Consider the following 24,529-nt stretch of genomic DNA (forward strand, 5'->3'; position numbering starts at 1 on the left):
TCGATCGGAATTCACACCACTCAGAGTTCACACCACGTGGGCTTCGGGGCGGATCTCGGCGCCATGGCGGAACCGGTCGGCGCTGAGCGGGGAGATGTCGGTGAACGGCTCGCGCTCCAGGTACAGGTCGCGTACGACCTCGCCGACGGCGGGCGCCTGGAGGAAGCCGTGGCCCGAAAACCCGGCGGCGTAAAGGAAGTTGGGCAGTTCGCCGGAGCGGCCGATCAGTGCGTTGTGGTCGGGTGTGATCTCGTACAGGCCTGCCCAGCCGTCGACGGTTCTCATGTCGGCCAGTGCGGGGGCCCGGTCGCGGGCGACGGTGCGGAACAGCTCGAGCCATTCCGGGGTCCAGGTGGTGTCGAAGCCGTCCTTCTCGTCGGGGTCGGCCAGGCCGAACAGCAGGCCGTCGTCGCTGTTGTGGAAGTAGGCCGAGGAGGAGAAGTCGATGGTGAACGGGATGCGGGGCGCGGGTGGCGTGAGCGGTTCGGTGAACGCCAGCTGCCGTCGTACGGGCCGGATCGGGAGGTGGACGCCGGCCATGGCGCCGATGCGTCCCGACCAGGCGCCTGCCGCGCAGATGACCGTGCGGCAGGCGATGCGGCCCTGGTCGGTGCGTACGCCGACGACTTGGTCTCCGACGGTGTCGATGCCGGTGACCGCGGTGTGCGTGGCGATGGTGACGCCTGCCCGGGCGGCGCCCTGCGCGTATCCGTTGACGACCAGTCCGGGGCGGCAGTGGCCGTCGGCGGGTGAGTAGGCGGCGGCCACGAGGCCATCGGTGCTGATGTAGGGGCACAGCTTCTGCGCTTCGTCGGGGCCGATCATGCGGCTCGGCACGCCCAGGCTGTTCTGGATGGCGACGCTGGTCTCGAAGGCGGCGGCCTGCTGTTCACTGGTGAGGAGGAAGAGGTAGCCGACGGTGTCGAGCTTGATGTCGGCGTCGGGGCGGTGGGGGAATTCCTGGTAGGCGCGCAGGCTGCGGTTGCCCAGTTCGATGTTGAGGGGGTCGGAGAACTGGGCGCGGATGCCGCCGATCGGCTTGCCCGAGCTGCCGCGGCCGAGGTCGTCGCGTTCGACGACGACGATGTCGTGCACGCCGGCCTCGGCGAGGTGGAACGCGATGCTCGCACCCATCACGCCGCCCCCGATGATCACCACATCGGCAGAGGTCGGAACGGTGCGGAAGGCGGAGGAGGACAACGGGCCACGCTCCCATCCATGGGCCGCCCGGGGAACGGGGACGCGGACGGATCGGTCCGTCCTGCGGGCGGCGGGGGTTTGTCAGTACGGGGTGGGTGCCGAGCAGCTATCTGTCATCTGTGCTGTGCGTCATCGTGCAGCAACCCAACCGTTGACGTCTATCAACGGTTAATGCTTCTGATCTTTTACGATCCCTGAATGGACTGGACGAGTGCACAGCTGCGTTCGCTGGTGGAACTGACCCGGCGCGGCACCATCACCGCGGTCGCGGAGGCCCTGGGCTACACCCCCGGCGGGGTCTCGCAGCAGATCGCCGCGCTGGAGAAGGCCACCGGCATGGAGCTGCTGCGGCGGGTGGGACGTCGCGTCGAACTCACCGACGCCGGGGCGACGTTGGCCCTGCACGCCGAGCGCATCCTCACCACGGAGGCCGAGGCGGTCGAAGCGCTGAAGCGCACCCGCAACGAGGTCTCCGGGACGCTGCGGATCGGGCTCTGCGCGACGGCCGCCGCCGAGATCCTGCCACCGGCCCTGCAGCAGGTGCGCGCGAGGCATCCGGGCGTGACCGTGCGCAGCCGGGACATGGACGTGGACGAGGTGTACGACGCTGTCGCCGGCGGAGCGGTCGATCTGGCGCTGGGCCTGGACTATCCCGACGTACCGATCCCGCGTGATCCGTCCCTGCGGGTGACGGAGTTGTCCCGGGAGCGCTTCTCACTCGCCGTGCCCGCCGGAGCCATACCGGGGCGGCGGAGGATCTCCCTCGCGGACACCAGGGAACGGGGATGGATCCTTCCGTCGATCGGCAGCTACTACGGCCGGGCTGTGCTCACCGCCTGCCGCCGGGCCGGTTTCGAACCGCAGGTGCTGCACGAGGTGACGGACACGGCCGCCACCCTCGCCCTGGTCGAGGCCAGGGTGGGGGTGAGTGTGGTGACGGATCTGTAAGCAAGCCGCGCCCGTGAGCCCTACGCGGGCTGTGCGTCGTGCGCCGGGTGTACGTACGGCTCCCCCACCGGTACGGCACTTCGCAGCGAGCGGACCATCGTGTCGAGCAGCGGATTGCTGTTCTCGCTGCGGTGCAGGGCCATCACCCGGCGGAAGGCCGAGCGCTGGGCGAGACGGGTCGCCTCGACCGTTTCGCCGGACGGGTCGCCGGGTGAGTGGCCGAGGCCTGGCACGATCGCCACTCCGAGGCCGGTGGACACCAACTCCCGTACGACGTCGTAGTTGTTGCTGCGGAAGGCGACCGCGGCCTCGAAACCGGCTGCCGCGCACAGCCGGGTGAGCGAAAGGGCACCGGCTGTTCCTTCTCTGCTGGTGATCCAGCGGGTTCGGGACAGCCTGGCCAGGCGTGAACTCAGGCCGCTGCCGCGGGGTCTGAGCAGGACGAGGTCCTCGCGTACGAGGTGATGGCGGGCCATTCCGTCCAGCCACTGGCGGGGGCAGAGGCCGTACTCGTACACCAGGGCCACATCGAGGTCGCCGTCGTTGAGCGCGTCGACGAGTTGGTCGGGCTCGCCCTCCTCGAGCTGGATCTGGGCTCGGGGGTGCGTCGTGGTCAGGGCCGACAGGGCCGCCGGTACGAGTCTGACGCTGGCGGTGGGGAAGCTGCCCAGCCTCAGCCGGCCGGTGGCGCCGGTGGTGAGTTCGTGTACCTGGTGGCCGAGGTCGTCCATGGCGGCCAGTACCGGGACGCTGAGGTCGACCAGGCGGTGTGCGGCCGCGGTGGCCCGGATGCCGTGCGCCTCCCGCTCGAAGAGGACGAGGCCTGTCTCCTTCTCCAACGCCGAGATCTGCTGCGAGATCGCGGAGGCGGTGTAGCCGAGGTCGCGGGCCGCGATGACGAAGGAGCCGGTGCGTACGACAGTCCGCAGTGTGAGCAGGTGCTGTGGCTTGAGCAACGGATTCCTCCTGTCGGCCTCCGGGGCGACTGCCCGGTCAGCGTAAGCAATGCTTTCCCTGCTGCGTCATTACCTTCGTGCTGCTGGGCCTTGCAGGATGGGCAGGTGTACGCAGATCGTGACGAGGGGGCGAGCGGGCGAAGTAGAGCGTGAGCCAACCTGAGCGTGAGGGAGTTACCGGAGTGACGGCGACAGTGCAGGGCCCGGGGCGTCTCGACTCGGCGGCCGTCACCGCGGCGCTTGCCAAGGGCGACTGCGGTGAGGTGCAGGGGGATGCCGGGCGCCGGGCGCAGTACTCGGCCGACGCCTCCAACTACCGCCGGATTCCGCTGGCCGTGGTCTTCCCCCGCGAGCGGCGGCATGTGCTCAACGCGCTCGCCGTGTGCCGCCGCCTGGGCGTGCCGATCACGTCGCGCGGGGCGGGCACCAGCGCTTCGGGGCAGGCCGTCGGTTCCGGTGTGGTCCTGGAATTCTCACGTTACTTCAACCGCCTGCTCGCGGTGGATCCCGTCGCGCGTACGGCGACGGTGCAACCCGGCATCGTCCTGGACGAGCTGCAACGGGCCGCCGGTGAACACGGTTTGCTGTTCGGCGCGGATCCCTCGACGCATAGCCGTTGCACGCTCGGCGGCATGATCGGCAACAACGCGTGCGGCTCGCACTCGGTCGCCTGGGGCCGCACCGCGGAGAACGTACTCGAACTCGAAGTCGTCACCTACCGCGGGACCGTGCTGCGCCTCGGCGAGATGACGCAGGAGGAGATTGGCGAAGCCGTCGCCGCTGGTGACGACCGCGCTGAACTCATCGCGTCCCTGCACCGGCTGGCCGAGCGCAACCTGGCCACCCTGCGCACCGAGTTGGGCCGCTTCCCCCGGCAGGTCTCGGGCTACGCGCTCGAACACCTGCTGCCGGAGCGGCGATTCAACCTCGCCCGGGCCCTGGTCGGCAGCGAAGGCACCCTCGCGGTCATCCTCGCCGCGACCGTCCCCCTCGTAACTCCCCCTCCTGCTCGGGCACTTGTCGTACTCGGCTACCGGGATGCCTGCGCTGCGGCCGACGCCGTGCCCGCCCTCCTCGAGCACCAACTGCTGGCGCTGGAAGGGCTCGACCAGGCGCTGACCGACATCGTGACCCGCGCTGAGACCCGTAGGACGATCGATACCTTGCCGCGCGCGCAGGCGTGGCTGTTCGCCGAGTTCGGCGGGCAGGAGGACGAACTGCCCAAGCTGGCCCAGGAGTTCACCGCAGCGGCTAGCCAGACCGCCGGGTTCACCGGTCATGAGGTCGTCACCGATCCCGTACGGGCCCGGCAGCTGTGGCGGATCCGGGAGGACGGAGCCGGTCTGGCCACGCGTACCGCCGACGGGGCGGAAGCCTGGCCCGGCTGGGAGGACGCTGCCGTACCACCCGCCCAACTCGGCTCCTATCTACGGAAGTTCACCGAACTGCTCGACCGCCACGACCTCCACGGCGCCGTCTACGGGCACTTCGGCGAGGGCTGCCTGCACGTGCGTATCGACTTCGACTTCACCACCGAGCACGGCACCGCCGTCTTCCGCGCGTTCGTCACCGAGGCCGCCGAACTCGTTGCCGCCTACGGCGGCTCCCTCTCGGGCGAACACGGTGACGGCCAGGCACGCTCGGAGCTGCTGCCGTTGATGTACGGGCCCGAAGTCATCGCCCTGTTCGAGCAGTTCAAGGGCGTCTGGGATCCCGACAACGGCCTGAACCCCGGAATGATCGTCGAACCGCTGCCCCTCGACGACAACCTCCGGGTCAGCCCGCACCGCACCCCGCTCCCCCTGGCCACTGTCTTCCCCTTCCATGCCGACAACGGTGACTTCGCCAAGGCCACTCGTCGGTGTGTCGGCGTCGGTAAGTGTCGTAGCGCCACCCCGCGCGGCGGTGTCATGTGCCCCAGCTATCGCGTCACCCTCGACGAGAAGGACTCCACCCGGGGGCGGGCCCGACTGCTGTACGAGATGACCCAGGGCGAGGTCATCACGGACGGCTGGCGGTCCGCCGACGTGCGCGACGCGCTCGATCTGTGTTTGTCGTGCAAGGGGTGCAGCGTCAACTGTCCGGTGGAGGTCGACATGGCCACGTACAAGTCCGAATTCCTGCACCACCACTACCGACGACGCCTGCGGCCCGCGTCCCACTACTCCATGGGCTGGCTGCCTCTGCTGTCCCGCCTGGCGGCTCGTATGCCGCGGGTCGTCAACGGGGTGACGGCGTCTCGCCTCGCGCCGGTCGTCAAGCGGTTGGGTGGTATCGCCGCCGAACGTGAGGTGCCGCGCTTCGCCGAGCGGACCTTTCTGAGCTGGTTCCGTACGCGCGCTCCTGCGGGCGACGGGCACCGTGGCCCCGTCATGCTGTGGGCGGATTCCTTCAACAACCACTTCACGCCCGAGGTCCTCAAGGCCGGTGTGGCGGTTCTGGAGCACGCCGGATATCGGGTGCAGGTCCCGGACGGCACCCAGTGCTGCGGGCTGACCTGGATCACCACCGGGCAACTGGGCATGGCCCGCCGTATCGCCCGCCGTACCGTCAGCGCGCTCGCCCCGGCGGTCCGCGACGGCGTGCCAGTCGTAGGACTGGAGCCGAGCTGCACCGCGGCGCTCAGAACCGATCTGCCCGAACTCCTCGACGGCGATCCCGACGCGCGGGCCCTCTCCCAGTCCACGGTCACCCTCGCCGAACTCCTCCTCCACCACACGGCCGGGTGGCAGCCGCCGCGAATCGACGTCGGCTCCATCAGCCAGACCCACTGTCACCAGCACGCCACCAGCGGTTTCAGTGCCGACAGCGTGCTGCTGGAGGCCATGGGCGTCGACAACACCGTGCTGAACTCCGGCTGTTGCGGGCTGGCGGGCAACTTCGGTTTCGAACGCGGTCATTACGACGTTTCCGTGGCGGCCGGAGAGCAGGTTCTGCTGCCGGCGGTACGGGCGGCCGCCCCGGACACGGTCGTCCTGGCGGACGGCTTCAGCTGCCGTACGCAGATCGCCCAGCAGACCGCACGTAGCGGTACGCATCTTGCCAAGCTGATCGCCCAGGCGCTTCGCGAACAGACCTGATTCTTCAGCCCTGACCCGGCACGGCACCCATTTCCCACCAGACAAGGAACCCGCACGTGACTGACGCACTCTCCCTCGTCGACGACTGGGGCCCCGAGAAGATCGTCGTCGTCTCCCATCGTCGTACGGGAATGAAGGGCGTCCTGGTCATCGACAACACCGCCCGTGGTGTCGGCAAGGGGGCACGCGGATGAGCCCCAACGTCTCCGTGGGGGAAATCGCCCGGCTGGCCCGCGTCATGACCTGGAAGTGGGCCGGAGTCGACCTGTTCTACGGCGGGGCCAAGGCCGGCATCGTCGCGGACCCCGCCTCCCCCGACAAGGAGGCGATCCTGCGCGCCGTCGCCCGCGCGCTCTCCAACGAGGTGCCCCGCAAGTACATCATGGGCCTCGACATGGGGCTGACCGAGGACGACGCGGCCATCATCCAGGACGAGCTCGGCGATCGTGGTGCGGCGGTGGGCGCCCCGGACCACCTCGGCGGAGTCGCCTACGACAAGCTCGGCGTCACCGGATTCGGAGTCGCCGAAGCCGCGGACGCCGCCGCCCGGCACCTCCAACTGCCTTTGAGTGGCGCCCGCGTGGCGCTTCAGGGGTTCGGAGCGGTGGGCCGTGCCGCGGCCGTACGGTTCGCCGAGCTCGGTGCCACCGTCGTCGCCGTGTCGACCGCGCGGGGAGCCCACCACGGCCCCACGGGGTTGGACGTTCCCGCGTTGCGGGCGGCCCACGATGCGTACGGCGACGACTTCGTCACCCGGCACCCGCAGGGCATTGTCATCCAGCCCGGTCAGGAACTCACCGTCGACTGCGACGTCCTCGTACCGGCCGCTCTCCAGGACGTCATCGACGAGAAGGCCGCCCACCAGATCAAGGCCAAGTTGGTGGTGCAGGGCTCCAATCTCCCCACTTCGTCGCAGGCCCAGGCGGTTCTCGCCGAGCGCGGGATCGCCGTCCTGCCCGACTTCGTCGCCAACGCCGGGGGCGTCGTGGCTGCCGCCTTCGCCATGGACGCCCGCGACTCCGGGTTCCGGCCCGAGACGCCCACCATCTTCGAGACGATCTCCAAGCGGCTGCGCGCCAACGCCGTCACCGTCCTCGACGAAGCCGGGCGGCGCGCGACCACTCCGCATATCGCGGGGCGCACCCTGGCAGAAGAACGCGTCCGGGCCGCTATGCGGAGCAAGGGGCAGCTACGTTCCTGAGCCCGTACATCCCCCATTCATGGCGTGGATGACGCGGATACGGGATTCGGATCGCGCGGAGGATGGCGGCGGGGTGACGTACGGCCCATAGTCGTGCCACCCGCACACCGCTGTCCGGATCAGCGCCCGGTGTGTGGACTTCCCCGGTGTTCCGCGGCATGCCGTGCGTCGTCGTCGGCGCCTGTGACGGCATGCCCGCTCCCGTACACAGTCCCCTGGAGTCGCCATGCCCGGTTCCGTGCCCCTGTCCCCCGCCGCGGTGGACGACACCGCTCCGTCGCCCGTCGCCACCTCGGGTCCGGCGCATCTGCTGCGCCTGATCTTGCTGATGGCGGGCAGTTGTCTGCCGGTCCTGGGTGCGGTGCTGATCGCCCCGGTGCTGCCGAGGATGCAGGAGCACTTCGCCTCGACGCCGGGGGCGAAGGCATTGGTGCCTCTCGCGCTGACCGTTCCGGCGCTGTCGCTGGCACTGCTGGCCCCGTTCGCGGGGGTGATCGTGGACCGGCTGGGGCGTAAGCGTCTGCTGGTCGTGGCGACCGTCCTGTACGCCGTGTTCGGAACGGCGCCGCTTTGGCTGGACTCGCTGGGCGCGATCATCGCCAGCCGTGCCCTGGTCGGTGTCGCCGAGGCGGCCATCATGACCTGCTGCACCACCCTGATCGGCGACTACTACAGCGGTCGGCAGCGGGTGAAGTACCTGGCGCTGCAGGCGGTGTGCACCTCCGCGTCGGCCACCGCCTTCTTCGTGGTGGGCGGCGCCGTCGGCTCGGCGGGCTGGCGCGTGCCTTTCTGGATCTACGCCGTGAGCCTGGTGATCGCCCCGCTGATGGTCGCCGTTCTGCCCAACCCGGCGGCCCGCGTGGCCACCCACGAGGCGCCGGCCGTGGCCATGACCGCCACCTACGAGGCCCCGGCCGTGGCCATGACCGGTCGTCCGTTCCCCTGGCGGCCGCTGGCGGGGATCTGCGCCCTCACCTTCTTCGGAGCGATGGTCTTCTACACGGTCCCGGTCGAGATGGCGTACCTGCTCGACGACCTCGGTGTGGAGGACCCCGGCGTCATCGGTCTGGCCACGGCGATCGCGAGTGCCGCCACCGTGGCCGGAGCGCTCGTGTTCGCCCGGCTGAAGCGCTCCCCGGACGTGGCGCTGCCTGCGGTCTTCGCGGTCTGTGGCGCCGGTTTCGGGGTGATGTTCCTCGCCGGCAGCGCCCCGCTGCTGGTCGTCGGGGCGGTGGTCAACTGTCTGGGCACGGGCATGCTGCTGCCCGCCCTCCTCACCAGTGCCATGTCCCGCCTGGCGTTCGAGGACCGCGGCCGCGGTACGGGGCTGTGGACGTCGGCCTTCTTCGGCGGCGCGTTCGTCTGCCCACTGGTGCTGCTCGCCCTGGAGCCGGCGGTCGGCGGTCTCGCGGGTGCGGTGGGCCTGCTCGGTGCGGCTGCCGCGGTTGTCGCGGCAGGGCTGTGGGGCGCTCTGCGCCGCACGGGCGCCGCGCACCCCCGGCCGCTGCCGAAGCAGCCGGCCTGAGTCCGCGGAGCCGGCGGGCCGGGCACCCGACGACGATGCCCTGGCCCCGTCCCATAGATCGAGGTAATAGCCGGGGCTGGGTGAACAACCCCGGCTCGGTCTCGACCATGGCCCCGCGCTCGACCAGCCGCTTGAGCTTCAGGCGGACGTTGTCGGGCGCGGATCTCCACGTCTGTCGACTCGCACACCGACGTTCCCGCCGGCATCCTGATCCCGCGCGTCACTGACTGTTCTGCAGAAGGCAGATGGCGAGGATCGCGGCCATCGACGACAGCGTGTTCGCGCCGAAGTCGATACTCGGTGTTGCGGGGTCGTCGACCTCGAAGTTGATGGGTGTCCCGTTGTTGAGGCTGTCGGCGAACTGCTGCGATGCATCGCTCCAGCGGTTCATCAGCCGCGCGTCGGCAACGTTGACGACTGTCTCACCTGCGCCGTTGGAGCCGAAGGCCTCCCTGAAGTCCTGGCGCAGCGGCTCGAACCTCGCGCCTTCCGAGATCATCATGACGAACACCATGATCGACCGGGCTGCCGTGTTCACGTTGGCGTTCCCCCGCAGGTTCTCGTACGCATTGTTCACCACCTGCTGATTGAGCCTCATGTTGGCCCGCGCCTGGCCGCCACGCGACTCCAGGTCCCCGTAGCCGCCCGTGAAGCCGAAGGTGCCGGAAGGCACCGCCGAGTGGGGGTCGGGGTCGTCGCCCTTGAAGTAGATGGGCGAAGCGCTGCCCCTTCCATCCCTGACCTGGTAGCCGATGATGAACAGGTCCCGCGCCCGCACGATCAGGCGGACGTTGTTGCCGTCCGAACTCTCGGGCAGGTCACTGGCCCGCAGGTCGATGGCGAAGAGGTTCCTGGGAGAGGTGTCCAGACTGGGGTCGGTCTGCAGCACCCCTTCCCGCAGCACCCTGCCGCCGGTCGCCCGCTGGCGTACGGCTTGGATCATGTCGTCGTACGCCCTTTGGCCGCCACTGATGTCCCAGGTGATGTCGTTGCCGTCATCGATGGCGCTGGCCTTCTCCTGGAACTGCGGGACCACCACGGCGGCACCACCCAGCAGCGTGGCAACGGCGAGGAAGAGGACCATGAACTTCCTGGTCAGCCAGCGGGAACGGCGTTTGTGACCCGGGCCGCTGGCCCGCTCGACAGGGGACACTTCTTTCATGGGCATGCCAAAGCTCACTTCCTGGACGACTTGTGGACGAGTCATGGACGTCTTCGGTGACGGTCGGCGCTCGGCACCGCGGAGCAGCCCGGAGAGCGATCGGACGCCCGGGTCGCTCGGTGCCCCGCGCCGTTCGGCAAAGTCTTGGCCAAGGAGCCGGAGCCCCGACAGAGGCAAATATCCCAACCCGCCAGTATCGAGAGGCCGGGAACTGACTTGAACGGCTCCTGGCTGTTTGCAAGCACTTCTTTGGGCTCCACTGCACGGACCGGAAGTGGCTCCACAACGTAAGAAGTTGATCTGGCTCCACTCCGGGCGGAGCCGCGAAAGACTCACCGGAAACGGCCTGGCTCTTGCCGCCTTCAACTCGAACACGGGTTCCCTGGGGTCGGATGATCATTGATACGGTCCCGTCATGGCTGGAGTACAGGGATCACCGAACGGCCCGGTTACCGCGGCCGATGTCGAACATGCCGTCCGTTTGGCGCTCGCCGCTCTGCGCGGGGCGACCGCTCCGGACTGGAGTGTCAAGGCCGGTTCCCTGGAGTGGGACTGTTGGGAGACGGTCGAGCACCTGGCCGACGACCTGTTCTCCTACGCTGTCCAACTGGGCCCGGCGAACCCGCCGCTGGACACCCACGTGCCGTTCGCGTGGAGCCGCAAGAGGCCGGGCGGCCCCGCGAATGCTGTCTTCGCGGACCGCGAGGCTGGCCCAGCAGGTCCGCTGCAAGTACTGGATGCCAGCGGCGCCTTGCTGACCGCAATCGTCCGCACGACGCCACCCACGGTGCGGGCACATCACGTCTTCGGCCCTGCCGACCCCGAAGGCTTCGCTGCGATGGGCATCGTCGAGACCCTGGTGCACACCCACGACGTCGCCGAGGGCCTGGGCCTGGGCTGGACCCCGCCCGCAGACCTATGCGGCCGGGTGCTGGACCGGCTCTTCCCCGACGCCCCGACCGATACCGGCCGGTGGCCAACTCTCCTTTGGGCCACCGGCCGCGTGGAACTTCCCGGTCGGCCGCGCCTTACCAAGTGGCGCTGGTACGGCACTCCCCGCGCTGACAGCAGGCCGTAGAAAACCGTCAGCCCAGCTGGTGCCCAGGGAGATCTACCCACATCCGCCAACGGCACCCAGTGCCGACCGGACCATCGCCCGTTCTCGTCTAGCTGTTGCGGGACATGACGTTGCTGACACAGGCCAATGCCGGTAAAACCAAGGTGCTTCGACGGGCGTCAGTCGGGTACCGTGCGGGCCATGTCGAGTCCTGAGTCAGACAAGGTGGGGCTTTCGGTCACGCCGTCAGCCCCCTGAACCACTGAGCTCGTAGCCCTGTCGTCGCGCCGCATTCTGCGGCGGGACGGGTGTGCCCTAGGGGCTGGCCGCGGTGACGAGATGACCTTCTCGTGCTTCTCCTCACCTCGGAGCCACTCGATGCCTTTCCCGCTGTATCTGCTTGCCATGGCGGTCTTCGCCATGGGCACCTCGGAGTTCATGCTTGCCGGCCTCTTGCCGGACATCGCCTCAGATCTCGGCGTCACAGTCGGGACAGCAGGCACGCTCACCTCGGCCTTCGCGGTCGGCATGATCGTCGGCGCCCCGCTTGTGGCCGCGCTTGCCCGCAACTGGCCCAGGCGCTCTATCCTTCTCGGATTCATCCTCGCTTTCGCGGCAGCTCACGCCGTGGGCGCCATCACCACGAGCTTCCCGGTCCTGTTCGCTACCCGGGTCGTCGCCGCGCTCGCAAACGCAGGGTTCCTTGCCGTCGCTCTGACGGCTGCCGCCACGCTGGTCTCTCCCGACAGGAAGGGACGCGCGCTGGCCGTGCTGCTGTCAGGCACGACGGTGGCCACGATCGCCGGTGTCCCTGGTGGGTCGGTACTCGGCACGTTGCTCGGCTGGCGGGCCGCCTTCTGGGCCGTCGCCGCTCTCTGCCTGCCTGCAGCTCTCGGCATCGTGAAGGCAATCCCGGCGGGACGTGTGAAGGAAGAGGTGACTGGCGGGCCAGCCTTGCAAGCGGAGCTCGCCCAGCTCACAAGGCCGCCATTGATTTTGGTGATGCTGCTCGGCGCGCTGGTGAACGCAGCCACGTTCGGCAGCTTCACCTTCCTCGCCCCCGTCGTGACCGACACCGCCGGGCTGGGCGAGTTGTGGATCTCTGTCGTTCTGGTGCTTTTCGGCGCCGGTTCCTTCGCCGGGGTCACCGTCGCCGGCCGGCTGTCCGACCAGCGTCCCGGTCTGGTCATCGCATTCGGCGGGCCGCTGCTGCTCATCGGCTGGCCGGCCCTGGCGGTACTGGCCAACGAACCGGCCGCCCTGTTCATCCTCGTGTTCGTGCAGGGCGCCCTGTCGTTCGCCCTGGGTAGCACCCTGATCACACGGGTCCTCTATGAGGCCGTGGAAGCCCCCACCATGGCCGGCTCGTATGCGACCGCGGCGCTCAACGTGGGCGCCGCCGTCGGCCCCGTCATCGGTGCGGCCACCCTCAGCACCGAAGCCGGGGACCTCGGGCCGCTCTGGGCAAGCGGACTCCTCGTCGCGGTCGCGCTGCTCATCGCGTTCCCCCTCCTCACCGCCATCACGGCCGGCCGGAGCACCGAGGTGCTCCGGTGACACACGCGAACGCCCCCTTGAACATCGAAGGACGCCGAAGGCTCGTGGAGCGCTGCCGCACCCGTCCGATCGCGCACATCGCCGCCGAGGCCGGTGTCTCCCGCGCCTGCCTGTCCAAGTGGAAGAACCGGTACGACACGCACGGCGAACTTGGACTGCAGGACCGCCCAAGCGTCCCGCGATCCTCACCGACCCAGACCCCACCCGATGTCGTCGAACAAATCGAGCAGCTGCGGCGGGACAAGCCGCTTGAGCTTGAGGCGGACGTTGTTGATGTTGTTGGGTGCGACCGCCACGTCCATCGCCTCGTACACCTGCCGCGCACGCAGCGGATGGTCGGCCGCGGTGAACACCGCCATGATCTGTGCCGCTGCCAGGACCAACTCGACGCAGCGCCCGCACCTCCCCTCCCGGAGCGGCGGGAATCCTGTGGGTGCTACTACGGTGGCGCGATGGCAGCGAACGATTACGACCGCGTACGCCTCGGCATCGAGGCCATGACCGCCTACACCTCCGGCAACGACCTCATGACGCAGTACATGGCCCAGCGTCGCGCGTCCGATGGGAACCTCGATCAGGTCGCTGACGGCGCGACAGCCCTGTGCGCCCTGCTCCTGGCCCAGCTGTCCCGCATGACTGGGAAGCCGGAGCAGGAGATCCTCCAGGAGATCGCCCACGGCCTCAACCGCACGGAGCAGCGGGAGCAGTAAGCGCACACCCCTGACAGCACGGAGCCCATGCTGAACCTCATTCGACAGGGGGTTCGCTTCGGCAGGCTACCCAGCTGGGTCCTCCTCGGCGTGCCGTACCCGGGCGGGAGGGCGCCTTCGTCATGCCCCGCTTCAGCCGAGGCGGAGGTGGCGCAGCATCAGCAGCGCGGCGACCGCATTCGCCGACCTGACTTCGCCCCGGCCGATCAGCTCGGGCACCTTCTCCAGCGGCACCCATTCACGACGCGCGGACTCGAAACTGTCGCGCGGCTCACCGACGTGCCGTGCCTGGTCCGACCAGTACACGCGATGATGGCTCGTCGAGATCCCCGGCATCGGATCAACAGCCAGGAGCAGCCGCATCGGCCCCGGACGCCAACCGGTCTCCTCCTCGAATTCGCGCGCCGCCGCGACGGCGGGGTCCTCGCCCTCGCCAGTGCCTCCTGATGGGAGCTCCCACCCCCACGCGTCGGTGATGAACCGGTGCCGCCACAGCAGCATCACTTCGTTTGCCTCGTTGACGACAGTGGCCACCGCGACCGGGCGCAGTCGGATCACGGTGTGGTCGAGGTGTCGGCCGTCGGGCAGCTCCACATCGGCCATGTTCACCGAGACCCACCGGTTCTCGTACACGGTGCGCTCGCCGAGGTTCCGCCACACAGACATGCTCGGGCCTCTCGTCGGGTACAGCCCCATCCCAGCACACCGACTACAGAGGGATGCGCAGGGTGTCGTCGATCCGCTCGACGACCTCGGACGTCGCGCTGCTGTGGATCCCAGCCATGCTGCTGCGCAGCTTGAGGAGCCGATCGCGCAGCCGCTGCGACTCCATGCCCTGCATGTTCTCCAGTACGTCCGTGGCAGTAGCAGCGGCCTGCTCGGCGTCACCAGCGCGCAGCTGGCAGTCTGTGAGTGTGGCGAGCCGATGCACACGGCCCCGCTCATGCGTCTGCGTCGCGACCGCCTCGACGGCGTACGTCGTGGCGGGGGCCATGTCCCCGAGCCGCATCAGCGCATCCGCGAGGTTCGCCTCCAATAGGCCGGGCTGCACGTAGCCGGTCTCCGCCGGTTCCTCGTCGCGCCGGATCTGCCCAGCCGCAGTCTCGGCTGCCGTCATCGCGCGGTGCGCACCGTCCTGGTCACCCATGCGGGAGAAGGCCTTGGCCTGCATTGCGTGCAGGTCACAGGCGAGCGCGGGCGAGATCGCGTGACCGGCCGTGCGTAGGCCGGCCTCGGCGAAGGCGACGGCTTGCCGGTACTCGCGCATGTAGAGCGCCTGGTTGACCAGGAGCGCGATCACGTAACCGCCGAAAGCCCGGTCGCCAGAGGCCTTCGCGAGGCGTAGCGCCTGGTGGAAGTAGCGCTGAGCCAGGCCCTGGGCGTCCGAGTCGTACGAGCAGATCCCTGCGACCGCGACGAGTCCGCCGACCGCGCGATGGAGCTCACGCCCGGTGGAATCCGTGTACGCACCGCGCAGCAGCGGCGCCGTCTCTGTGGTGAGGAACTGGAGGACCCGGCCGCGGGTCGTGACCCCGCCGGCCTTCCGGTACATCTGCTCGTAGTGGCTGCGAGCGCTGCGCAGGAGGTCCACGTCCGCCATGCCCACTCGTGGCGTCCCGCCACGGGAGACGTCGGTGTCGTCGGGCGGGTTCTCCCACTCCCACACAGGGCCAACTGCTGGCAGTCCGGTGATGACCGGTTGGGCCTGGACCTCCGGCCGCCGCTGGAGATCTCCCCGCCACAGGGCGGTGGAGCGTTCGATGAATCCGGCGAGCGGGGTTGAAGCTGGTTGCGGAGCGTTGGTCTTGCCCATGCCGATGTCCTCGAGGGTGAGCGGGCGGCCGATGCGCGTGGCGAGGATTTCGCAGATCAGGTCGGGCACGATGCCGCGCGGGCGCTGGCCCTTTAACCAGCGGATTACCGAACTGTGGTCGTATCTCGCGGATTTGCCGCGGGCTCTGGCGGCCTCGTTCACGCGAGCAGCGAGCCCGACTCGGGACATGCCTGCCTCGTCGAGGAGGGCGTCGAGGAGGGTGTTCGGCTCCATGTGTGCACTCCGTATCACTCGATGTGTGGAGCGTAGCCACACCCCGATCACACAGTGTGTGAACTGGCCAATGCGGCGCACCCCTTGCACACACTCCCGCTCGCTGACCTGGCCCGACAGCATCACTTCATGGAATCCCCTCACTGCACGGAGACAGGCAGTGCCGTGACCGATACACAGAGCCCCGTTGTGGCTGAGCCCGTGGTGACCACCAGAGCCGAGCGGGAATTGGTGACCGCCCACTGGCTTCTCGCCGCAGCCGATAGCCACGACGAGGCCCGCGCGCAGTGGCATAGGCACGGGCTCGCTCTGCTTCGCTGCGGCACCCTGTTCTCCGCCGTTCGTATCCCCGCGCGCCTGGTGCATGCCGCGGCCGGAAGTGAGGATCCCGCGACGGTGGACGCGTTCCTCGCTGAGGCCCTCCACGGCGGCCCCGTCATCTGCGCCCGTCGCGGGCGCCACTTTTACGCGCTGGTGCCCGCCAGCACGGCCGCCAGGTGGCGGCAGCCGGGCGCGGAGTGCCTGGGACGCGACACGTATCTGGGCGTTCCGCGGCCGGACGCTGTGGGGCTGGACCACCAGGCGTGGGCCTCGTACTGGTCAGTGGCGATGCCCTCGGCCGCCGAACTGTGCACGCCGACCGCGGTGGCGCAGCTCGTGGCGGTCGGCAACCTTCGGACCGCCACCGAGGACCCGAAGTGAGCGGCGGCGAAGTGCTGCCGCAGGACTCGGGCAGTTCCTTCGGGCACGTCCCGCACGCTCTCAACGGCGCGCGCATGCGATCACAGCAGGCGTACCGCGACTACTCCGACCACTCCGCCGGATGCGACACCTGGGGCACGGATGGAACCGGTGCGAGAAGGCCGAGTCTCTGTGGCGCACGTACCAGGACACACAGGAGAAACGACCATGACGCGGAAGCAGACGAAGACGGGCATCGTCCGAATCCAGGACATGCCGCCCGGCCCGCCAGGGCTGGCCGGCTACTGCTGGGCCCAGGAGCCGCGCCACGGCTTCCACTGCTGCGAGCCCGTCGGGCACGAGCAGCGCTACCCGGAGCACTCGAACCCGTACCACAAGAGGCGCTGGACGTAGCGCCGTTCCTCGCGCCGCCCCCAAGCCCGCAGCGCCCACGACGTAGGAGCAAAGCTGAAGGTGGGCGGGGCGGTCAGCAAGTGCAAGCAACCATCCACAAGCCATGGAGGCAAGCACGTGACCACGATCCAGGAACGCCCCGCAACGGACGCGCGAACGCTGCTCAGCTCGGAGATGCGAGCCACCCTCGTATCCAACATGCGCGACAAGTTCCCGCAGCTCACCGCGGAGAAGGCAGACCGGGGCGTCGGCCAGATGCTGGCCTTCCTCGCGGCGTGCGACTACGCAGGCCGTCCGCTCAGCCCCTCGCCGCTCGTCGACGATTTCTGGCACGCCTTCCTGCTCCACACCAAGGCGTATCAGGAGTTCTGCGAGCGGAAGTTCGGCAGGTTCCTGCACCACCAGCCCGGATTCCTCGACAAGGAGGAGCACGGCGGAGGCAAGGCGCTGCGCGCCCGGACCGTCTATGCGATCACTCTCGCCGGGTACGAGATCGACATGGAGTTCTGGCCCGAGCTGGACCTCGCGGAGTGCTCGCAGTGTCATGCGAACTGCTTGGACAGCCCCAACCACCTCTGACAGTCCCCGTGTTGGCCCTCGGCCTGTGCCACGCTGTGGCCAGGCCGAGGGTCGGCCGCCTTCTGCTCGACCGACTCTGGAGTACGCGGGTGGACCGCATCGAGTGGCACGATCTACCGGCAGCGACGCGGGCCGCCGTGGAGCGACTCACGGGCCCGGTCGCGATGGCGGAGACCGCGCCGCACGGCGTCATGTCCCGGCTGGCCTGTACCGTCCATACCCGAGTGGGTCGAGCCTTCGTCAAGGGCACGCGCCAGGAGGACTCGCAGGCGTGGGTGTACCGCCACGAGGCACAGGTCACGCGCTGCGCGCCGCTCGCACCTCGCGTGCTGTGGGAGGTCGACGCCGGCGGATGGCTGCTGTGCGGGTACGAGTACGTGGATGGCCGCCACCCGGACCTGGCTCCGGGGTCCGACGATCTCGCTCCCCTGGTGCGCACCCTCACCGTCATGTCCGAGACGCCGTGGCCCGAGGCCAACCTCAAGAAGCCGCTTCACTCGCGGTGGGCTGATTTCCTACCCGAGGGCGTGCCGCCCGGACTGCAGGGCCGAGGACTCGCCCACACGGACATGTCCCCGCACAACATGCTGGTGACCCCTGTCGGGGAGCTGCTGCTCCTCGACTGGGCGCTGTCCTGCCCCGCCCCCTCGTGGGCAGACACTGCCCTGACGGTTCCCCGGCTCATCTCGGCCGGCCACGACCCGGAGCATGCCGAGATGATCGCCCGGCAGGTTCCCGCGTACCGTACGGCCGATGCGGACGACGTCACGGCCTTCGCGCGCACGGTTTATGCCGCGTGGGAGGACTGGGAGCGGACGCGACCCCTGCCGCATCGGGCGGCTCTCACCGCCGCTGCCCGAGAATGGGCCACCCACCGTGGGTCCGTGACGCTCCCTGGAGGGACGTCTTCTCCCTGATCGTGCGCGCCGGCGCATTCGAGGCCGGGCAGGTTTCATGGGGAACCTGTCCGGCCTTGCTCAGCCCGACGCGCGGGCCGATCCGTCGTCGGGACCGTAGCCCGTCAGCGTCGCGCCCACCTCCGTCGCCTTCTGTCGTAGCCAGATGTGGGCCGCGTCCTGGGTGTGCAGCGGGTGCCACCACATCGCCTCCTGCACCGGTACGGCCTCGAAGGGGCAGGGCAGGACCCGTACGGCGGCGGAGCGGACCGCCTTGCGGGCCAGGCGTTCCTGGATCATCGCGATACGGCGGGTGCCCTCGACCATGTGAGGCAGCAGCTGGAAGGTCTGCACGGAGACCTCCACCCGGGGGCTGATGCCGAGCATGCTGAGCTGGCGGGCGGCCGGGGCGTCGTACGGGCGCTGGTAGACGGCCCAAGGCAGGCGGGCCAGTTGGTCGAGAGTGAGTGCGTCGCCGACCTCGGGGTGGTCGTCGGCGACCATGCACAGCCAGCGGTCCTGGTGGAGGTCGACGTAGGGGAAGCCGGCGATGACGCCGTGCGGCATCAGCAGTCCGTCGACGGTGCTCAGCAGGGCGGCGGTGTTCTCCTCGACGGAGGGTGCCGGGTGCTGGAAGGTGAGCCGGATGCTGGGTGCCTCCTGGTGCAGGGCGCGGGCGAGCGCGGCGCCGAAGACGGCCGTGCCGTAGTCGGCGGCGAGCAGGGTGAACTCCCGGGTCTCCACGGCCGGTTCGAAGTCGGCCTGGCTGGAGAAGACGCGCTCCAGCAGGTCGCACGCGGTGGCGCTGCGGTCCCGTAGGGCCACACCGAGCGGTGTCAGCTCGTAGCTGTTGCCGGTGCGGGCGAGCAGTTCATCGTCGAAGTGGCGGCGCAGCCGGGACAGCGCCGCGCTCATCGCGGGCTGGCTCAGTCCGACGCGCTCGCCGGCCCGGGTGACGTTGCGCTCCTCGAGCAGCGCGCGCAGGGCGAGGACCAGGTTGAGGTCGAGTCGGGACAGGTTCACCGGGCACCGCCTATACGACTGAGAGCCATCCACGGCATGGATTAGGCACATCCACAGGATTGATTTCCGTGATTGGCCGATGGGGGTCACAGTAGACCGCAACCCAGCAGGGAGGAAATTAGATGGCAACGCTCGCGCAACCTGCCGGCCCGTTCGCACTCGGTACGTTCTCCGCTCCGGACGGGGTGCCGTTCCCCGGTCTCCTGGCCAACGGCCGAGTCATTGACCTGAGCAGGTCCCTGGACTGGGCGCCGTCCGGCATACGAGCCGTACTGGAACGGTGGGAGCAGTCCCTCCCCGTCCTGCACTCCCTGGCGGACGACGACACGCTCGACTGGCGGCCGCTGGACGGCCTGCGTGTGCACGCCCCGCTGGAGCCCCGTCAGATCTTCCAGTCCGGTGCCAACTACCGCCAGCACGTGATCGACCTCGAGGTCGCCCACCGCTCCCGCGACGACCCGCGCACCGTCGAGGAGGCCCGCGCCGAGATCGCCGCGATCATGGACCGGCGGGCGGCCGAAGACCTGCCGTACGTCTTCATCGGACTGCCGAGCGCGATCACCGGTCCGTACGACGATGTCGTCCTCCCTTCTTGGGCCGAACAGCCGGACTGGGAGCTGGAGTTGGCGGCCGTGATCGGCAAGCCCGCCCACCAGGTGCCGGTCGAGGAGGCCCTGGAGTACGTCGCCGGCTACACGATCGCCAACGACCTCACCGACCGCGCCACCGTCTTCCGCCGGGACATGCCCGCCATCGGCACCGACTGGCTGCGCTGCAAGAACGCCCCGGGCTTCACCCCGCTCGGGCCCTGGATCGTGCCCGCCGGGTCCATCGCCGACCCGGGTGACCTACGGGTCACGCTGAAGCTGAACGGCGAGACCATGCAGGACGAGTCCACCAAGGACATGCTCTTCGGCGTCGCGCGGCTGGTGTCGTACATCTCGCAGTCGGCCCAACTCCTGCCCGGCGACCTGGTGTTGACGGGGTCCCCGGCCGGTAACGGCATCCACTGGGGGCGGCTACTGCGCGACGGCGACGTCATGGAGGGTTCGATCACCGGGCTGGGTGTGCAGCGCACCCGCTGTGTGGAGGAGAAGTCGTGAGCCTGGACCGCCGCGACCCGGAGGGCGCGATCGCCGACGCCGCCAAGTCCTACTCGAACTGGGGGCGTTGGGGCGAGGACGACGTGCTCGGCACCCTCAACTTCCTCGACGAGGCCAAGCGGCGTGAAAGCGCGGCGCTGGTGCGCCGGGGCGTGAGCTTCTCCCTCTCGCAGCGGTTCGACATGAACGGACCGCAGAAGGGCTGGCGCCGGCGGACCAATCCGGTGCACACCATGCTCGACACCGGCACCGACGCCGCCCTCGGCAACCAGGGCTTCCCGCACGGTATCGGAGGCGCGGACGACGTGATCGCGATGCCGTTGCAGTGCTCCACGCAGTGGGACGGGCTCGGGCACATCTTCGACCACGGCAAGGCGTGGAACGGGAGGGACGCCTCGACCACGGTCACATCCGAGGGCGACCTGGTCACGGGCATCGAGCACATGGCTCCGTACGTGGCCGGTCGCGGCGTACTGCTGGACGTCGGCCAAGTGGTCGGTGAAAGCGGTGAGTTGACCGATGGCTTCGCTGTCACTGAGGAGCACCTCACTGCCACCGCCGAGGCCCATGACGTGACCGTCGGCCGCGGCGACATCGTCCTCGTACGCACCGGGCGCCTCGCCCGCGCCCGGCGGGAGGGCTGGGGCGACTATGCGGGCGGCCCCGCGCCCGGCCTGTCGTTCACCACCGCAGGCTGGCTGCACCGTACGGAGATCGCCGCGATCGCCACCGACACCTGGGGGTTCGAGGTACGGCCGAACGAGTTCGACAACGCCTTCCAGCCGCTGCACCAGGTCGTCATCCCCAACATGGGCCTGCTGATCGGCGAGATGTGGGACCTCGACGCCCTCGCCGCGGACTGCGCCGATGACGGCGTGTACGAGTTCTGGCTCACCGCCGCTCCCCTGCCCATCACCGGCGCCGTCGGCTCCCCGGTCAATCCCCTGGCGGTGAAGTAGCCCGCGCCGTCGCCGGGCCCGCATCGAGCGGACCCGCCGAAGTCCGGCGCGGTATCCGGCGCCCCGAAGGGGCGCGGGGAACTGCTCGACCAGCCACAGACAGCCCGCAGCTTTCGTACCGCACTCTCAGCACTCTCAGCGGAGCGCTCGGCGGGCGACAGCCCCACCCCCGGCCGCCCGAAGCCGCGCGGCCCAACCCCGGGAGGTATCCCCGACATGGCTGACAGCTTCACCCTCCCCCCGCCTCCGGCTGGGGGCGCCCCCATCGTCCTGGTCATAGGCGGAGGCACCTCCGGAAACGCCCTGACCGTCCTGCTGCGCCGGGCCGGGATCGCCGTCGACCTCGTCGAGTCGAGCCCCGACTGGAAGGCCTCCGCCGGGTCCGGAATCACCCTTCAGGGCAACGCTCTGCGCGTACTGCGCGAGGTCGGAGTCCTCGAAGGGATCGAGAAGGACGGTTACGCCGCTGACGGCCTCGCGGTGCTCGCCCCCGACGGCACCGTGCTGCACGCCCACGACGAACTCCGTACCGGCGGCGACGACTTGCCCGCCCACATCGGTATGCAGCGCCCCAGGCTCCAGCAGCTCCTCATCGAGCAGGTGCGGGCCTCGGGCGCCGATGTCCGTCTGGGCACCACGGCCACCGCCTTCCAGCAGGACGGCGAGGGTGTGGACGTGACCTTCTCGGACGGTACGAGACGGCGGTACGGCCTGGTGGTCGGCGCCGACGGGCTGCACTCCGCCACCCGCTCCATGATCGGCATCACCGATGAGCCCCAGCCCAACGGCATGGGCATCTGGCGGGCCCCCGCGCCCCGCCCGGCCGGTGTCCGCCGCACCGAGATGATCTACGGCGGGCGCTGTTTCATCGCCGGGTACTGCCCGACCAGCGAGGACACGGTCTACACGTACCTCGTCGAGCCGGCCCGCGACCGGGCCTCGCTGGACCCGGACGCGTACGCCGACGAGATGCGGGCGCTCAGCGAGGGCTACGGCGGCGTGTGGGAGGAGCTCCGCGCCGCGTTCACCGACCCGAAGGCCGTCAACTACACGTGGTTCGACCGGCATTTGGTGGAGGGCCCGTGGCATCGCGGCCGGGTCGTGCTCATCGGGGACGCCGCCCACGCCTGCCCGCCCACCTTCGCCCAGGGTGCCGCGATGGCTCTGGAGGACGCCCAGGTCCTCGCCGATCTACTGACCGGCCGGGACTCCTGGGACGAGAAGCTCCTCACCGACTACCACGCCAGACGGCTGCCCCGTGTACGTATGGTCGTCGACGCCTCCGTCCAGCTCGCTCAGTGGCTGCTCGACGGGGTGCGCGACGCGGACGTACCCGGGCTGATCGGCCGCACCCTGAGCGCGCTGAAGGAACTCCCGTGACCCGGCCCCCGTCGTCGGCTCCGACGATCGACGTCCACGCCCACCTGCTGCTCCCGGACGTCGAGGAGACCGTCGCCGGTCACACGGGCCTCGCCGCGGCCCGCGATCTCGACGCCCGCCGCAACGGGCCGGCGGCCCTCGCCGTGAACGGTCCCATGGTGGGCGCGCGCGTGCCGAGGCTGACGGACGTCGCCGTGCGCCTGGCGGCCATGGACGCGGCCGACGTGGACATACAGCTGGTGAGCCCCTCTCCATCCCACTACCACTACTGGGCCGAGCCCCAACTGGCCGAGCGAGTATGCCGGTTGGCCAACGAGGGCACCGCCGCGCACTGCGCCAAGGCCCCCGACCGGCTGCACGGCCTCGGGCTGATCCCGCTCCAACACCCCCACCTCGCGATCGCTCTGCTCGACCACGCCCTGGACCAGGGACTGAAGGGCGTGGAGATCTCCTCGCACGCGCCGGGGCCAGGCGGGACACGGGCGCTGGAACTCTCCGACCCACGGCTCGCGCCCTTCTGGGCGCGCGCGGAGGAGACCGGTGCCCTCGTGTTCCTGCACCCGTTCGGCTGCACGCTCGACGAGCGCCTTGACCAGTGGTACCTGTCCAACACGGTCGGCCAGCCCACCGAGAACGCCGTCGCCCTCTCCCACCTGATCTTCTCCGGCGTACTGGACCGCCATCCGGGCCTGAAGCTGATCGCGGCGCACGGCGGCGGCTACCTCCCCACCCACATCGGCCGCTCCGACCACGCCTGGCGGGCCCGCCCCGACGCCCGGGACTGCGCCCACCCGCCGAGCAGCTATCTGAAGCGGCTGTACTTCGACTCCCTCGTCCACGACCCGTACGTACTGCGGGAGTTGATACGCGCCGCAGGCCCCAACCGGGTCCTGCTCGGCTCCGACTTCCCCTTCGACATGGGCACCGAGGACCCGCTGGGCGCCTTGCGCGCCGCGGGCCTGCCCGACGCCGACTTCCACGCCGTACGAGGCGGCAACGCCGCCGCCCTCCTCCGGAAGGACTGACACCATGCGCCTGCTCACCCATCTCCGGCACGTCGACCTCGCCGTGCCCGACTACGACAAGCAGCTCGACTTCTACGCCGGCGTCTGGGGCCTGACCAAGGTCGCCGAGGACTCCGGGATCTCCTTCCTCGCCGCCGAGGGCAGCCCCGAACAGTACGTCATACGGCTGCGCAAGGCCGAGGAGAAGCGCCTCGACCTGGTCTCGTACGGCGCCGGCTCCGCAGAGGACGTGGACGCCCTCGCCGAACAACTCCTCGCGGGTGGCGTGCAGTTGATCTCCCAGCCGGGCAAGATCGACACGCCTGGAGGCGGCTACGGCTTCCGCTTCTTCGACATCGACGGCCGCCCCATCGAAGTGTCCACCGATGTGGATGTACGGCAGCACCGCAAGATCGAGGAGAAGGAGGCCATCCCGGTCAAGCTGTCGCACGTCGTCCTCAACTCGCCGGACCTCGACAAGACCCGTGCGTGGTACGAGCGCCACCTCGGCTTCCGCCACTCCGACACACTGAGCTCGCCGTACGTCGGTGACGTCATGCACTTCATGCGGATCAGCAACCAGCACCACTCCATGGCCATCGCCAAGGGCCCGCACACCTCCCTGCACCACGTCTCGTTCGAGATGCGCGGCCTGGACGAGTACATGCGCGGCTCCGGCCGCGTGATCCGGGCCGGGTTCAAGAAGATCTGGGGCCCTGGCCGACACATGGCGGGCGACAACACCTTCACCTACTTCCTCGACCCGCACGGCAACACCGTCGAGTACACGACGGAGCTGGAGCTGCTGGACGAGGACACCTGGCACCCCCACGTCTACGACTTCTCCCAGCCCGAGGTCACCGACCAGTGGGGTACCGCCAACCCCATGAACGAACTGATCGCCAAAGAGTCCTTCAACGACGTCGACCGCGGCTGCTTCGTCGCCCCGCCGGTCTGATCCCCCCTCGGAACCCGAGGACGCGGTGGCCCTGTTGGCCCTGTCAACCGCCTGACTCTCTCGCCGCGCCCCCGCTTTCCACCGCTTTC

At 69.4% G+C, this 24,529-nt stretch carries 22 protein-coding genes and 2 pseudogenes; 17 read left to right on the forward strand and 7 right to left on the reverse strand.

Annotated elements, in window-relative coordinates; genetic code table 11:
• Window positions 1-27: 27 nt before the first annotated feature.
• The gene (locus ACQEVY_RS05240) at window positions 28-1,200 is read right to left on the reverse strand and encodes an NAD(P)/FAD-dependent oxidoreductase (RefSeq protein WP_432945288.1); all 1,173 of its coding nucleotides are present in this window, start codon (window positions 1,198-1,200) and stop codon (window positions 28-30) included.
• A gap of 198 nt (window positions 1,201-1,398) precedes the next feature.
• On the opposite strand from ACQEVY_RS05240, the gene ACQEVY_RS05245 reads away from it, so the two are divergent.
• Window positions 1,399-2,148, forward strand: a complete 750-nt coding sequence (locus tag ACQEVY_RS05245; protein ID WP_432945290.1) for a LysR family transcriptional regulator — start codon at window positions 1,399-1,401, stop codon at window positions 2,146-2,148.
• A 20-nt stretch (window positions 2,149-2,168) separates the two neighbouring features.
• Here ACQEVY_RS05245 and ACQEVY_RS05250 read toward each other — a convergent pair whose 3' ends face one another.
• Window positions 2,169-3,104: a LysR family transcriptional regulator gene (locus tag ACQEVY_RS05250; RefSeq protein ID WP_432945292.1), complete on the reverse strand. Its 936-nt coding sequence runs from the start codon at window positions 3,102-3,104 to the stop codon at window positions 2,169-2,171.
• Window positions 3,105-3,286: 182 nt separating this feature from the next.
• Between ACQEVY_RS05250 and ACQEVY_RS05255 the strand changes: the two genes are divergently transcribed.
• From ACQEVY_RS05255 to ACQEVY_RS05265, 3 genes and pseudogenes are all read left to right on the forward strand, one after another.
• Window positions 3,287-6,184 (forward strand): FAD-binding and (Fe-S)-binding domain-containing protein, encoded by a 2,898-nt coding sequence (locus ACQEVY_RS05255; RefSeq protein ID WP_432945294.1) that lies wholly within the window; start codon window positions 3,287-3,289, stop codon window positions 6,182-6,184.
• Window positions 6,185-6,240: 56 nt separating this feature from the next.
• A pseudogene (locus ACQEVY_RS05260) lies at window positions 6,241-7,385 on the forward strand (Glu/Leu/Phe/Val family dehydrogenase).
• 226 nt (window positions 7,386-7,611) lie between these two features.
• On the forward strand, window positions 7,612-8,910 hold the full coding sequence (locus ACQEVY_RS05265; protein ID WP_432945296.1) for an MFS transporter: 1,299 nt from the start codon (window positions 7,612-7,614) through the stop codon (window positions 8,908-8,910).
• 220 nt (window positions 8,911-9,130) lie between these two features.
• Here ACQEVY_RS05265 and ACQEVY_RS05270 read toward each other — a convergent pair whose 3' ends face one another.
• Window positions 9,131-10,078: a ribosome-inactivating family protein gene (locus ACQEVY_RS05270; RefSeq protein WP_432945298.1), complete on the reverse strand. Its 948-nt coding sequence runs from the start codon at window positions 10,076-10,078 to the stop codon at window positions 9,131-9,133.
• Window positions 10,079-10,487: 409 nt separating this feature from the next.
• Here ACQEVY_RS05270 and ACQEVY_RS05275 point away from each other — a divergent pair, with 409 nt between their 5' ends.
• The 3 genes and pseudogenes from ACQEVY_RS05275 to ACQEVY_RS05285 all read left to right on the forward strand — a co-directional run.
• Window positions 10,488-11,150 carry a maleylpyruvate isomerase N-terminal domain-containing protein gene (locus ACQEVY_RS05275; RefSeq protein ID WP_432945301.1) on the forward strand — a complete coding sequence of 221 codons (663 nt, stop codon included), beginning with the start codon at window positions 10,488-10,490 and terminating at the stop codon, window positions 11,148-11,150.
• Between the two features lie 357 nt (window positions 11,151-11,507).
• Window positions 11,508-12,686, forward strand: coding sequence for a Cmx/CmrA family chloramphenicol efflux MFS transporter (locus ACQEVY_RS05280; RefSeq protein ID WP_432945303.1), 1,179 nt, complete (start codon window positions 11,508-11,510; stop codon window positions 12,684-12,686).
• Window positions 12,683-12,925: pseudogene (locus ACQEVY_RS05285) on the forward strand (helix-turn-helix domain-containing protein); the annotation flags it as partial. The gene ACQEVY_RS05280 and the pseudogene ACQEVY_RS05285, both read left to right, overlap by 4 nt.
• Here ACQEVY_RS05285 and ACQEVY_RS05290 read toward each other — a convergent pair.
• Complete coding sequence (locus ACQEVY_RS05290) at window positions 12,872-13,045, reverse strand: hypothetical protein (protein ID WP_432955065.1); 174 nt, start codon at window positions 13,043-13,045, stop codon at window positions 12,872-12,874. The pseudogene ACQEVY_RS05285 and the gene ACQEVY_RS05290 sit on opposite strands and share 54 nt — an antisense overlap.
• A 93-nt stretch (window positions 13,046-13,138) precedes the next feature.
• Here ACQEVY_RS05290 and ACQEVY_RS05295 point away from each other — a divergent pair, with 93 nt between their 5' ends.
• Window positions 13,139-13,396 (forward strand): hypothetical protein, encoded by a 258-nt coding sequence (locus ACQEVY_RS05295; protein WP_432955066.1) that lies wholly within the window; start codon window positions 13,139-13,141, stop codon window positions 13,394-13,396.
• A 132-nt stretch (window positions 13,397-13,528) separates the two neighbouring features.
• Here the strand turns inward: ACQEVY_RS05295 and ACQEVY_RS05300 are convergent, their stop codons facing one another.
• Together ACQEVY_RS05300 and ACQEVY_RS05305 are read right to left on the reverse strand one after the other, a co-directional pair.
• Window positions 13,529-14,062 carry an NUDIX hydrolase gene (locus ACQEVY_RS05300; protein WP_432945305.1) on the reverse strand — a complete coding sequence of 178 codons (534 nt, stop codon included), beginning with the start codon at window positions 14,060-14,062 and terminating at the stop codon, window positions 13,529-13,531.
• Window positions 14,063-14,105: 43 nt separating this feature from the next.
• Entirely contained in the window at window positions 14,106-15,443 is a 1,338-nt protein-coding gene (locus tag ACQEVY_RS05305; RefSeq protein ID WP_432945307.1) for a transcriptional regulator, read from the reverse strand.
• 201 nt (window positions 15,444-15,644) lie between these two features.
• Between ACQEVY_RS05305 and ACQEVY_RS05310 the strand changes: the two genes are divergently transcribed.
• From ACQEVY_RS05310 to ACQEVY_RS05325, 4 genes are all read left to right on the forward strand, one after another.
• Window positions 15,645-16,145 (forward strand): hypothetical protein, encoded by a 501-nt coding sequence (locus ACQEVY_RS05310; protein WP_432945309.1) that lies wholly within the window; start codon window positions 15,645-15,647, stop codon window positions 16,143-16,145.
• Window positions 16,146-16,352: 207 nt separating this feature from the next.
• On the forward strand, window positions 16,353-16,538 hold the full coding sequence (locus ACQEVY_RS05315) for a hypothetical protein (protein ID WP_432945311.1): 186 nt from the start codon (window positions 16,353-16,355) through the stop codon (window positions 16,536-16,538).
• Window positions 16,539-16,655: 117 nt separating this feature from the next.
• On the forward strand, window positions 16,656-17,117 hold the full coding sequence (locus tag ACQEVY_RS05320) for a glycine-rich domain-containing protein (RefSeq protein ID WP_432945313.1): 462 nt from the start codon (window positions 16,656-16,658) through the stop codon (window positions 17,115-17,117).
• Between the two features lie 89 nt (window positions 17,118-17,206).
• Window positions 17,207-18,034 (forward strand): hypothetical protein, encoded by an 828-nt coding sequence (locus tag ACQEVY_RS05325; protein WP_432945315.1) that lies wholly within the window; start codon window positions 17,207-17,209, stop codon window positions 18,032-18,034.
• A gap of 60 nt (window positions 18,035-18,094) precedes the next feature.
• Here ACQEVY_RS05325 and ACQEVY_RS05330 read toward each other — a convergent pair whose 3' ends face one another.
• Complete coding sequence (locus ACQEVY_RS05330) at window positions 18,095-19,036, reverse strand: LysR family transcriptional regulator (protein ID WP_432945317.1); 942 nt, start codon at window positions 19,034-19,036, stop codon at window positions 18,095-18,097.
• A 122-nt stretch (window positions 19,037-19,158) separates the two neighbouring features.
• Between ACQEVY_RS05330 and ACQEVY_RS05335 the strand changes: the two genes are divergently transcribed.
• The 5 genes from ACQEVY_RS05335 to ACQEVY_RS05355 all read left to right on the forward strand — a co-directional run bounded on the left by ACQEVY_RS05335 (window position 19,159) and on the right by ACQEVY_RS05355 (window position 24,440).
• Window positions 19,159-20,139, forward strand: coding sequence for a fumarylacetoacetate hydrolase family protein (locus tag ACQEVY_RS05335; protein WP_432945319.1), 981 nt, complete (start codon window positions 19,159-19,161; stop codon window positions 20,137-20,139).
• On the forward strand, window positions 20,136-21,098 hold the full coding sequence (locus ACQEVY_RS05340; protein ID WP_432945322.1) for a cyclase family protein: 963 nt from the start codon (window positions 20,136-20,138) through the stop codon (window positions 21,096-21,098). The genes ACQEVY_RS05335 and ACQEVY_RS05340 overlap by 4 nt, the downstream gene beginning before the upstream one ends.
• Before the next feature lie 216 nt (window positions 21,099-21,314).
• On the forward strand, window positions 21,315-22,478 hold the full coding sequence (locus ACQEVY_RS05345; protein ID WP_432945324.1) for an FAD-dependent oxidoreductase: 1,164 nt from the start codon (window positions 21,315-21,317) through the stop codon (window positions 22,476-22,478).
• Entirely contained in the window at window positions 22,475-23,503 is a 1,029-nt protein-coding gene (locus ACQEVY_RS05350; protein WP_432945326.1) for an amidohydrolase family protein, read from the forward strand. The genes ACQEVY_RS05345 and ACQEVY_RS05350 overlap by 4 nt, the downstream gene beginning before the upstream one ends.
• A gap of 4 nt (window positions 23,504-23,507) precedes the next feature.
• Entirely contained in the window at window positions 23,508-24,440 is a 933-nt protein-coding gene (locus tag ACQEVY_RS05355) for a VOC family protein (protein WP_432945328.1), read from the forward strand.
• Window positions 24,441-24,529 lie beyond the last annotated feature (89 nt).

Source organism: Streptomyces sp. CA-288835 (assembly GCF_050936385.1).
Classification (GTDB): domain Bacteria; phylum Actinomycetota; class Actinomycetes; order Streptomycetales; family Streptomycetaceae; genus Streptomyces.